This window comes from Stutzerimonas stutzeri, assembly GCF_024448985.1.
GTDB lineage: Bacteria > Pseudomonadota > Gammaproteobacteria > Pseudomonadales > Pseudomonadaceae > Stutzerimonas > Stutzerimonas stutzeri_AP.
Genome location: NZ_JAMOII010000024.1, coordinates 44,597 through 54,176 on the forward strand (window position 1 = coordinate 44,597; position 9,580 = coordinate 54,176).

At 61.7% G+C, this 9,580-nt stretch carries 11 protein-coding genes; 7 read left to right on the forward strand and 4 right to left on the reverse strand.

What is annotated here, in order from left to right; translation table 11 throughout:
• Positions 1-23: 23 nt before the first annotated feature.
• From NA647_RS17990 to NA647_RS18010, 5 genes are all read left to right on the forward strand, one after another.
• Entirely contained in the window at positions 24-2,483 is a 2,460-nt protein-coding gene (locus NA647_RS17990) for a glycogen/starch/alpha-glucan phosphorylase (RefSeq protein WP_256058918.1), read from the forward strand.
• Between the two features lie 198 nt (positions 2,484-2,681).
• Positions 2,682-3,692: a class 1 fructose-bisphosphatase gene (locus NA647_RS17995; protein ID WP_256058919.1), complete on the forward strand. Its 1,011-nt coding sequence runs from the start codon at positions 2,682-2,684 to the stop codon at positions 3,690-3,692.
• 3 nt (positions 3,693-3,695) lie between these two features.
• Positions 3,696-4,298: a DUF924 family protein gene (locus NA647_RS18000; protein ID WP_256058920.1), complete on the forward strand. Its 603-nt coding sequence runs from the start codon at positions 3,696-3,698 to the stop codon at positions 4,296-4,298.
• A gap of 88 nt (positions 4,299-4,386) precedes the next feature.
• Positions 4,387-4,641 (forward strand): outer membrane protein assembly factor BamE, encoded by a 255-nt coding sequence (locus NA647_RS18005; protein ID WP_256058921.1) that lies wholly within the window; start codon positions 4,387-4,389, stop codon positions 4,639-4,641.
• A gap of 10 nt (positions 4,642-4,651) precedes the next feature.
• Positions 4,652-5,194 (forward strand): lipocalin family protein, encoded by a 543-nt coding sequence (locus tag NA647_RS18010; RefSeq protein ID WP_256058922.1) that lies wholly within the window; start codon positions 4,652-4,654, stop codon positions 5,192-5,194.
• A 200-nt stretch (positions 5,195-5,394) separates the two neighbouring features.
• On the opposite strand, the gene NA647_RS18015 is transcribed toward NA647_RS18010, so the two are convergent.
• Positions 5,395-5,826 carry a hypothetical protein gene (locus tag NA647_RS18015; RefSeq protein ID WP_256058923.1) on the reverse strand — a complete coding sequence of 144 codons (432 nt, stop codon included), beginning with the start codon at positions 5,824-5,826 and terminating at the stop codon, positions 5,395-5,397.
• A gap of 78 nt (positions 5,827-5,904) precedes the next feature.
• Here NA647_RS18015 and pip point away from each other — a divergent pair, with 78 nt between their 5' ends.
• Together pip and dtd are read left to right on the forward strand one after the other, a co-directional pair.
• Positions 5,905-6,876: a prolyl aminopeptidase gene (gene pip, locus NA647_RS18020; RefSeq protein ID WP_256058924.1), complete on the forward strand. Its 972-nt coding sequence runs from the start codon at positions 5,905-5,907 to the stop codon at positions 6,874-6,876.
• Positions 6,876-7,313: a D-aminoacyl-tRNA deacylase gene (gene dtd / locus NA647_RS18025; RefSeq protein ID WP_256058925.1), complete on the forward strand. Its 438-nt coding sequence runs from the start codon at positions 6,876-6,878 to the stop codon at positions 7,311-7,313. Before pip ends, dtd begins: the two co-directional genes overlap by 1 nt.
• Positions 7,314-7,518: 205 nt before the next feature.
• On the opposite strand, the gene NA647_RS18030 is transcribed toward dtd, so the two are convergent.
• The 3 genes from NA647_RS18030 to tatC form a co-directional block, all read right to left on the reverse strand.
• Positions 7,519-7,938, reverse strand: a complete 420-nt coding sequence (locus tag NA647_RS18030; protein WP_256058926.1) for a UPF0158 family protein — start codon at positions 7,936-7,938, stop codon at positions 7,519-7,521.
• A 105-nt stretch (positions 7,939-8,043) separates the two neighbouring features.
• Complete coding sequence (locus tag NA647_RS18035; protein ID WP_256058927.1) at positions 8,044-8,751, reverse strand: 16S rRNA (uracil(1498)-N(3))-methyltransferase; 708 nt, start codon at positions 8,749-8,751, stop codon at positions 8,044-8,046.
• Entirely contained in the window at positions 8,748-9,548 is an 801-nt protein-coding gene (gene tatC / locus NA647_RS18040) for a twin-arginine translocase subunit TatC (protein WP_256058930.1), read from the reverse strand. Before tatC ends, NA647_RS18035 begins: the two co-directional genes overlap by 4 nt.
• Between the last annotated feature and the right edge of the window lie 32 nt (positions 9,549-9,580).

A 9,580-nucleotide genomic window follows, 5' to 3' on the forward strand; every position in this document is an offset into this window, starting at 1 on the left:
TTCCAGCTCCATGAGGTCTGTCGATGTCGCAAGAATCCACTGCTCCTGACGCCGATGCTGTCGCAACCTTCCGCAATTCGATCATCAGCAAGCTGACCTATTCGATCGGCAAAGACCCGGAGCATGCGTCCGACCACGACTGGTTCGAAGCGGTCGCGCTGGCCACGCGCGATCGCATGATCGATCAATGGATGGACCGTACGCGCGAGGGCTACCGGGAGGGCAAGAAGCGCGTTTATTACCTCTCGCTGGAATTTCTCATCGGGCGATTACTCACCGACAGCCTGAGTAACCTCGGCCTGCTTGACGTTGCGCGCGAAGCCTTGGCGGGTGTCGATGTGGATTTCGAGCGCATTCGTCTGACCGAACCGGATGCGGCGCTGGGCAACGGAGGCCTGGGCCGACTGGCGGCTTGCTTCATGGAAAGCATGGCGACACTGGGTATCGCTGCCCATGGTTACGGGATTCGCTACGATCACGGTCTGTTCCGCCAGGCCATCGTCGATGGCTGGCAGCACGAGCAGACCGAAACCTGGCTGAATTTCGGCAATCCCTGGGAGTTCGAGCGGCCCGAAGTGAGTTATCTGATCGGCTTTGGCGGTAGCGTCACGGCCATGCCGCACGACGCGACCGGACAGGAGCAGCCCAAGCACTTCTGGCACTGGGCCGAAGGCGTGCGCGCCATTGCCTACGACACGCCGGTGGTCGGCTGGCGCGGGGCGAGCGTCAATACGCTGCGCTTGTGGCGCGCGCGCGCCGAGGCGGATTTTCATCTGGAACGCTTCAACGCCGGCGACCATATCGGTGCCGTTGCCGAGGAGGCGCGCGCTGAAAGCATCTCCCGCGTCCTGTATCCGGCCGATAGCACCGAGGCGGGCCAGGAGCTGCGTCTGCGCCAGGAATATTTCTTCGTGGCGGCCTCACTGCAGGACCTGCTGCGGCGGCATCTGGATCAGCGAGGCACCTTGCTGAATCTGCCGGAATTTGCCGCGATCCAGCTCAACGATACCCACCCGGCGATCGCCGTCGCGGAGTTGATGCGGCTGCTGGTCGACGTGCACGACATCCCGTGGAGCAAGGCCTGGGAGCTGACCGTCAATACGCTGTCCTATACCAACCACACGCTGCTGCCGGAGGCGCTGGAAACCTGGCCGGTGGGGCTGATGGAGCGCCTGCTGCCGCGGCATATGCAGATCATCTACCTGATCAATGCCCAGCACCTCGATGCGTTGCGCGAGCGCGGTATTCATGACCTGGACCTGCTGCGTTCGGTCTCGCTGATCGAAGAAGGGCATGGCCGCCGGGTGCGCATGGGTAACCTGGCGTTCCTCGGGTCGCACTGCATCAACGGCGTATCGGCGCTGCATACCGGGCTGATGCGCGAGACCGTGTTCACCGATCTGCATTCGTTGTATCCCGAACGCATTAGCAACAAGACCAACGGCATCACCTTCCGCCGCTGGCTGTACCAGTCCAACCCGCAATTGACCAAGCTGCTGGTCGAGCATGTCGGCGAAGAACTGCTCGATGCCCCGGAAACGGTTCTGCGCCAGCTCGAACCTTATGCCGACCAGCCGGACTTCCGTGCGCGCTTCGCCGCCCAGCGGCTGAACAACAAGCAGCTGCTGGCGCGCATGATTCAGGAGCGGCTGGGCATCACCGTCGACCCGAACGCGCTGTTCGACGTGCACGTCAAACGCATCCACGAATACAAGCGGCAGCTGCTCAACCTGTTGCACACCGTGGCGCTATACCAGGCGATCCGCTCCGATCCGGGCCGCAACTGGGTACCACGGGTGAAGATTTTTGCGGGCAAGGCGGCGGCCAGTTATCACACGGCCAAACTGATCATCAAATTGACCAACGACATCGCGCGGACCATCAACGATGACCCGACGGTGCGCGGCCTGCTCAAGGTGGTGTTTCTGCCCAACTACAACGTCAGCCTGGCCGAGCGCATCATTCCGGCCGCCGACTTATCCGAGCAGATTTCCACAGCGGGACTGGAGGCTTCGGGCACCAGCAACATGAAATTCGCCCTCAACGGCGCGTTGACAATCGGCACGCTCGACGGCGCGAACGTGGAAATGTCCGAGCAGATCGGACGCGAGCACATGTTCATCTTCGGCATGACCGCGCAGGAGGTCGAGGCGCGCAAGCAGGCTAACGAGTACAACGCCGAGGCGATGATCATCGACTCTCCGCGGCTTAACGAAGTGCTCATGGCGATTCGCAACGGCGCATTCTCGGCTGACGACCCTGGTCGTTACACGGCGCTGATCGACGGTCTGAAATGGCACGACACCTTCATGGTGTGCGCCGACTTCGAAGCCTATTGGCAGGCGCAGCTGGAAGTCGAAGCGCGTTGGAGCGATGCGGACAGCTGGTGGCGTTCCGCCGTGCTCAATACGGCGCGTACGGGCTGGTTCTCCTCGGATCGGACTATTCGCGAGTATGCCGAAGACATCTGGAAGGTGCTCTGAGCGCGACTAGTGCATGGCCCTGCGGTCTCGAAGGCGATTGCAGGGCCGCCAAACCCGCGCCAGAGCGGCTGAGAGGCGGCGCCTGCAGGCACTTTGCCGTTGCGCTGAACTCTGTGGCCGCAGGGCTGGTCTGAGGCAGGGTTAGTTTCCCCTCGGCCTGCTAAACTGCGCGGGTTTTTCATCCTCTGGAGCCATTCCATGTCACGCGTAACCCTGAGTCGCTACCTGATCGAGCAGACCCGCAGCAACAACACCCCGGCGGACCTGCGCTTCCTAATCGAGGTAGTGGCCCGAGCGTGCAAGGAAATCAGCCACGCCGTATCCAAGGGCGCGCTAGGCGGCGTGCTCGGCAGCGCTGACAGCGAGAACATCCAGGGCGAAGTGCAGAAGAAGCTCGACGTGCTGTCCAACGAAATCCTGCTCGAAGCCAACGAGTGGGGCGGCCACCTGGCCGGCATGGCGTCGGAAGAAATGGACAACGCCTACCAGATTCCCGGCAAATACCCCAAGGGCGCCTACCTGTTGGTCTTCGACCCGCTGGACGGCTCCAGCAACATCGACGTCAACGTCTCGGTTGGCACCATCTTCTCAGTGCTGCGCTGCCCGGGCGAATGTTTCACCCAGAACGATGCGCTCGGTGAAGAAGCATTCCTCCAGCCCGGCACCAAGCAGGTCGCCGCCGGCTACGCGATCTACGGACCGCAGACCATGCTGATCCTGACGCTGGGCAATGGAGTCATGGGTTTTACCCTCGACCGCGAACTGGGCAGCTTCGTCCTGACCCACGAGAACCTGCGCGTACCCGAGTCAACGGCCGAGTTTGCCATCAACATGTCCAACCAGCGCCACTGGGAACCGCCGGTGCAGCGCTACGTCAGCGAGTTGCTGGCTGGCGCCGAAGGCCCACTGGGCAAGAACTACAACATGCGCTGGATCGCTTCGATGGTGGCCGACGTGCATCGCATCCTGACCCGTGGGGGCATCTTCATGTACCCGCGTGATGCCCGTGAGCCGGGCAAGGCGGGCAAGCTGCGGTTGATGTACGAAGCCAACCCGATGTCCTTTATCATCGAGCAGGCCGGCGGTGCCGCCACCACAGGCACGCAGCGCATCCTCGATGTACAGCCCGAGTCGCTGCACCAGCGCGTACCGGTCTTCCTTGGGTCTAAGGAAGAAGTCGAGCGCGCCACCGCCTACCATCAGGACTGACCGATGCAGGCGCCCTGGCTGGAGTTGCTGAACTGGTGGTTCGGTCAGGGCGTCACTGTTGGCGAGATCGCCCAGCAGAAACACGGGCTGTGGTTCGGCTATAAGCCCGAACAGGACGCCGAGGCCCGTGACCGCTTCGGCGACTTGACCGAGCAGGCGCTGGCCGGCGGGCTGGGCCACTGGACCGAATCCCCGCACGGCTGGCTCGCGTTGGTGCTGTTGCTCGATCAGCTCCCGCGCATGATTTACCGCGGGACGCCGCAAGCATTCGCCGGTGACGAGCAAGCCCTGCAGTTAGTTCGCGAGGGCATGGCGCATGGCGGCGATGTACTGCTTACGCCAATTCAGCGGGTATTCATCTATCTGGTTCTCGAACACGCGGAAAACCTGCAGACACAGGAGCAGGCCGTTGCGCAATTCCAGATGCTCCACGGACTCGTCGCACCCGAAGACCGAGAGCTGTTCGCCGACTTCCTCGATTTTGCGGAACGCCATCGCGATGTGATTGCCCGGTTCGGACGCTTTCCTCATCGCAACGATACGCTCTGTCGCCAAACCACCGAGGCCGAGCAGGCATTTCTGGCCGAGCCCGGCTCACGTTTCTAGCGGCAGCGAGGAACCTCCCCGCCTGTTCGCTTCCTAACCTCCATCAGCCGGGCGCGGCCAGGCACCGTCCCGAAAAAAGGAATCTTTCATGTCGTTGCGTCGTTTGTCGTTGCTTGCGGTAGTCGTATTGCTGACGGCCTGCAGTCCGGTCACCCAGGAGAATTTCGCCAAGTTGAAAGCCGGCATGCCCCGCGCGGAAGTCGAAGAGCTGCTTGGCAAGCCCGGTGAGTGCGCCGGCGCGCTGGGCATGTCCAGCTGCACCTGGGGGCAGAAGAACCGCTTCATCAGTATTCAGTTTGCCGGCGATAAAGTGATGATGTTCTCCGGTCAAGGCCTGCAATAAAGGAGCACCTATGCGTTTTCTCTTAGCCCTGTGTTGCGCGCTGTTGATTACCGGTTGCGCAGGTTCACGGAATGTCGAAGGGCCCGAGACGGTCGGTCAGGTCGATCTCCAGCGCTATCAGGGCACTTGGTACGAGCAGGCGCGCCTGCCGATGTTCTTCCAGCGCAACTGCGTACGTTCCGAGGCCGAATATCAGTTGCAGAATGACGCCAGCGTGGCGGTAACCAACCGCTGCGAAACCGCCAACGGCGAATGGCAACAGGTCCACGGTCAAGCGGTGCCCCAACAGGCAGGAAAGACCGACAAACTCTGGGTTCGCTTCGATAACTGGTTCAGCAACCTGTTTCCGAGCCTGACCAAAGGGCACTACTGGATTCTCTACCTCGACGAGGGCTACGACGTGGCGCTGGTGGGCAGCCCGGACCGAGATTATCTGTGGCTGCTTTCGCGTGAGAAGGAAATCGACGCGGCGACGCGCGACAGGCTGCTCGCCGAGGCCCGTGAGCGTGGCTATGACGTCGGCGAATTGATATGGCGCGGCGAGTCGTCCTGACTGTCGTGGAGTGCCGGCTCGCCTTTTACAGGTGGGCCTAAGGTCTGCTCCCTTTTCAAGTAAGTCATCTGTAGCGCCGGATTATTCGGCCGCAAATGGCAAAAGCCGAACAAGTTCGGCCCTACAAGCTTGCCGCCGACCAGCCGGAAGGACGGGCTCCGTCGCAATCGCAGCGAAACAGGAGCTGACCTCAGGCGCGGTTATTCCCAGTCCAGCCGCGCCAACAGCCACTCACCATCCTCGTGCCACCATTCGAGCCTGACGTGATAGTGCCCGATGCGTTGCGGTAGCCAGCGCTCGGCGCCGGTCAGTGCTACCTGGGCTTCGCTGTAGCCTTTGTCGGAATAGGTCGGATCAATCCAGCTCTGGGGATTCAGCGCTATCACCCGCACGTTAGCGTGCCGCAAGAACATCAGGCCGGCCGTGCGCCGCACCCAGTCCCGGTCGAGGTTCTGGTTGGCGCGAAACTCCGGATGTATCCGCGCCATCAGGTCGCCGTTGTCCTTGTTTTCGATGCTTTCCTGTAGCGATTGCGCGGCCACTTCAAGCGCCGCTTGCGGATCGTCGCGTCCACAACCGACTAGCAGCAAGGCCAGCGCCGCGATAGCGGCGGCTAATTTCCATACGGGCATGCCGAACCTCTCGAACCTCGTTATGATGCCGGAAACGTCAGGCGGGTCTAGGCCCGCGCACCGATCATGGAGTGTGCCATGCAGACCTTGTATCCGGAGATCAAACCCTACGCCCGGCACGAGCTGGCGGTCGACCAACCGCATGTGCTTTACGTGGACGAGAGTGGATCACCGGAGGGCCTGCCCGTGGTTTTCGTGCATGGCGGCCCAGGCGGTGGCTGTGATGCCCTGAGCCGACGTTTCTTCGATCCCAACCTGTACCGCATTATCACCTTCGACCAGCGTGGCTGTGGCCGATCGACCCCACACGCCAGCCTGGAAAACAACACCACCGCGCATCTTATCGCCGATATGGAGCGGATTCGTGAACATCTCGGCATCGACAAATGGGTGCTGTTCGGTGGGTCCTGGGGCTCGACCTTGTCGCTGGCCTACGCTCAGGCATTTCCCGAACATGTGCATGCGCTGATCCTGCGCGGCATTTTTCTCTGCCGACCGAAGGAGTTTCACTGGTTCTACCAGGAGGGTGCCAGCCGATTGTTTCCGGACTACTGGCAGGACTTTCTTGCGCCGATCCCGCAGGAGGAGCGGGGTGATCTGATGCAGGCTTACTACAGGCGACTGACCGGTAGCGATCAGATCGCCCAGATGCATGCCGCCAAGGCCTGGTCCTGCTGGGAAGGCCGTACCGCCACGCTGCGGCCCAACACTCAAGTCGTCGATCGTTTCTCCGACACCCATCGGGCGCTGGCGATGGCGCGCATCGAGTGCCATTACTTCGTCAACGATGCCTTCCTCGAGCCCGACCAACTACTGCGTGACATGCACAAGATTGCTCATCTGCCCGGGATCATCGTGCATGGACGCTATGACGTCATCTGCCCGCTGGAAAATGCCTGGGAGCTGCACGAAGCATGGTCGAACAGCGAGTTGCAGATCATTCGCGAAGCGGGTCATTCGGCAGCGGAGCCGGGTATCTGTGATGCTCTGGTGCGTGCCGCCGCGGACATCGCGCACCGCTTGCTCGATTTGCCACCTGAGGAAGCCTGATGAAGGCGTTGATCCAGCGCGTGCGGCAGGCGCGGGTCGAGGTGGCGGGCGAAGTGGTCGGCGCCATCGACCAAGGGCTACTGGTACTGGTCGGTGTCGAACGCGAAGATGACCGCGCTCGGGCCGACAAGCTGTTGCACAAGCTACTGCGCTATCGCGTTTTCGGCGACGAGCAGGGCCGGATGAACCGCTCGTTGACGGACATTGGTGGCGGTCTGCTGCTGGTATCCCAGTTCACCCTGGCTGCCGATACCGGTAGCGGTCTTCGACCCAGTTTTTCCAGCGCGGCACCGCCGCAGCTCGGCGAAGAGCTCTACGACTACCTGCTGGCGCAGGCACAGCATCAGCATTCGCTGGTCGCCAGCGGGCGTTTCGGCGCCGATATGCAGGTCTATCTGCTAAACGATGGGCCGGTGACCTTTCTGTTGGAGAGCTGAGTGGCGGAAAGTTGGCTCGTGGATGAGGCGGCCCTCTGTGCTTCACTTCGCTCCGTCCCTCACCCCAACCTTCCCCCCGTGGGGGAGCGAGACAAGTCGGGCGGCAAGCGCCGCCCAGGACACGCCCTATTGCAGCAATCCACTCTCCCTCTTGGGAGAGGGCTAAGGTAAGGGAGCGGCCCCTACCAACCGGTACCGAGCAAAGCTAGCGTCCCGAGGGCTCCAGTCCGTTGTCGTGCAGCCAGGTGATGGCGTATTCGCGTAGCTGAACGGCTTGGTAGTCCAGCCAGGCCTGACGCACTGCGGGAAAATCCTCCAGTTTGAAATCGAAGGTTCGCAAAGGCTTGCGGCCTGTCAATGCGTCGCTGAGCATCGCGTGCGCGATGGGGTCATGCTGGGTGAACAGAAACGCCTCGCGCATGGCGATCGACTCGGCAAGCCCGAGGGGTTCGATATGCAGAAAGCGATCCTCCTGCACCTCGTATTTTTCGTCCACGCCCGGCGTGGTTTCGCCGGGAAATACCGCGCGGATTTGGCCGGACTCCAGATCGAGGTAATGCTCGCTGGCGTCGCGGTTATCCAGCGCGTATTCCAGGCGGTGAAGATCGATGGTCAAAGGTCGCATGGCAGCTACTGCTTTTGGGGTTCAGTAGCTCTGACCCACATGCTCCGGATGCGTGCATTACGTTCATCGGTACTGCATCGCCACGCGACGTACGTGCCGGCTTTGTCAGAACAGGCGCGCCAGCAGCGCACTGACGGCGGTTTCCACCCGCAGGATGCGCTCACCCAGCTGAACAGGCTGCAGACCTGCTTCGCTAAGCTTGTCGATTTCGTAGGGTATCCAGCCGCCTTCCGGCCCGATGGCCAGCGTCACCGATTCGGTGATGGCGCGTGGACAGTCTGGATAGTCGCCCGGATGCCCGACCAGGCCGCGAGTTCCGGCGGCCAGTTGCGGCAATCGATCCTCGACGAAGGGTTTGAAGCGCTTCTCGATACTTACATCCGGGAGCACGGTATCGCGCGCTTGCTCCAGCCCGAGCAGCAGCTGCTCGCGAATGGCGGCCGGTTCAAGGAAAGGGGTTTGCCAAAAGCTCTTTTCCACGCGATAGCTGTTGAGCAGCACCAACCGCGGCACGCCCATGCAGGCGACGGTCTGCAGTACACGGCGGAGCATCTTCGGTCTTGGCAGCGCCAGCAGCAGGGTGATCGGCAGTTTGGCAGGCGGCGGTTGATTCAGCTCGACCTCGAGCTCCGCCTCATTGGCGTCCAGCCGCAGCAAGCGGCCCCGACCCATTTCGCCGCCGAGCAGGCCGACGCGCAGATGCTCACCTGCCTCGGCGCGGTGTACCTCTTGAATATGCGTGAGACGGCGATCATGCAGGACCACACGATTGGCGGCCACGAAATCGGCCGCCTCCAGCAGCAGCAGATTCATGGACGAGGCGTAGGCGATTGGTCGCTGTGGTGCGGTTGGTCGTCTTCGGCATCGCCGCGGAACTCTTCACGCTTCTTGACCATGCTGCCGCAGATCAGCCCGGCCTCGAACAGCAGCCACATCGGCACTGCAAGTAGCGCTTGGGAAAACACGTCGGGCGGCGTCAGAACCATCCCGATGGCGAAGCAGCCGACGATCACGTAAGGGCGGCTTTTGCGCAAGGTGGCCACGTCGACGATGCCGACCCAGATGAGCAGGAAGGTCGCCACCGGAATCTCGAAGGCCACGCCAAAGGCGAAGAACAGCGTCAGCACGAAATCCAGGTACTGGCCAATGTCGGTCATCATCGCCACGCCCTCGGGCGTCACGCTGGCGAAGAAGCCGAACATGATCGGAAACACCACGAAATAGGCGAACGCCATGCCGCCGTAAAACAGGAAGATGCTGGAAATCAGCAGTGGGATGGCGATGCGCTTTTCGTGTTTGTACAGGCCGGGGGCGATGAACCCCCAGATCTGATGCAAGATCACCGGCATCGAGAGAAACAACGCAACCATCAACGTCAGCTTGAAGGGCGTCAGGAACGGCGAGGCAACGCCAGTGGCGATCATCGTCGCCCCTTCCGGCAAATAAGCGCGTAAGGGTGCGGCAACCAGAGAGTAGATCTGCTGGGAAAAGTAAAATAAAGCGCCGAACAGTAACAAGATCGCCACCACGCAGTGAAGCAAGCGCTTGCGCAGTTCCGTCAGGTGGGCAACCAGCGGCATTTCCTGATCATCAATGGAAGGCTTGCTCATGGCTCGGCTGATCTGTCCGGTCGGGGTGCGGG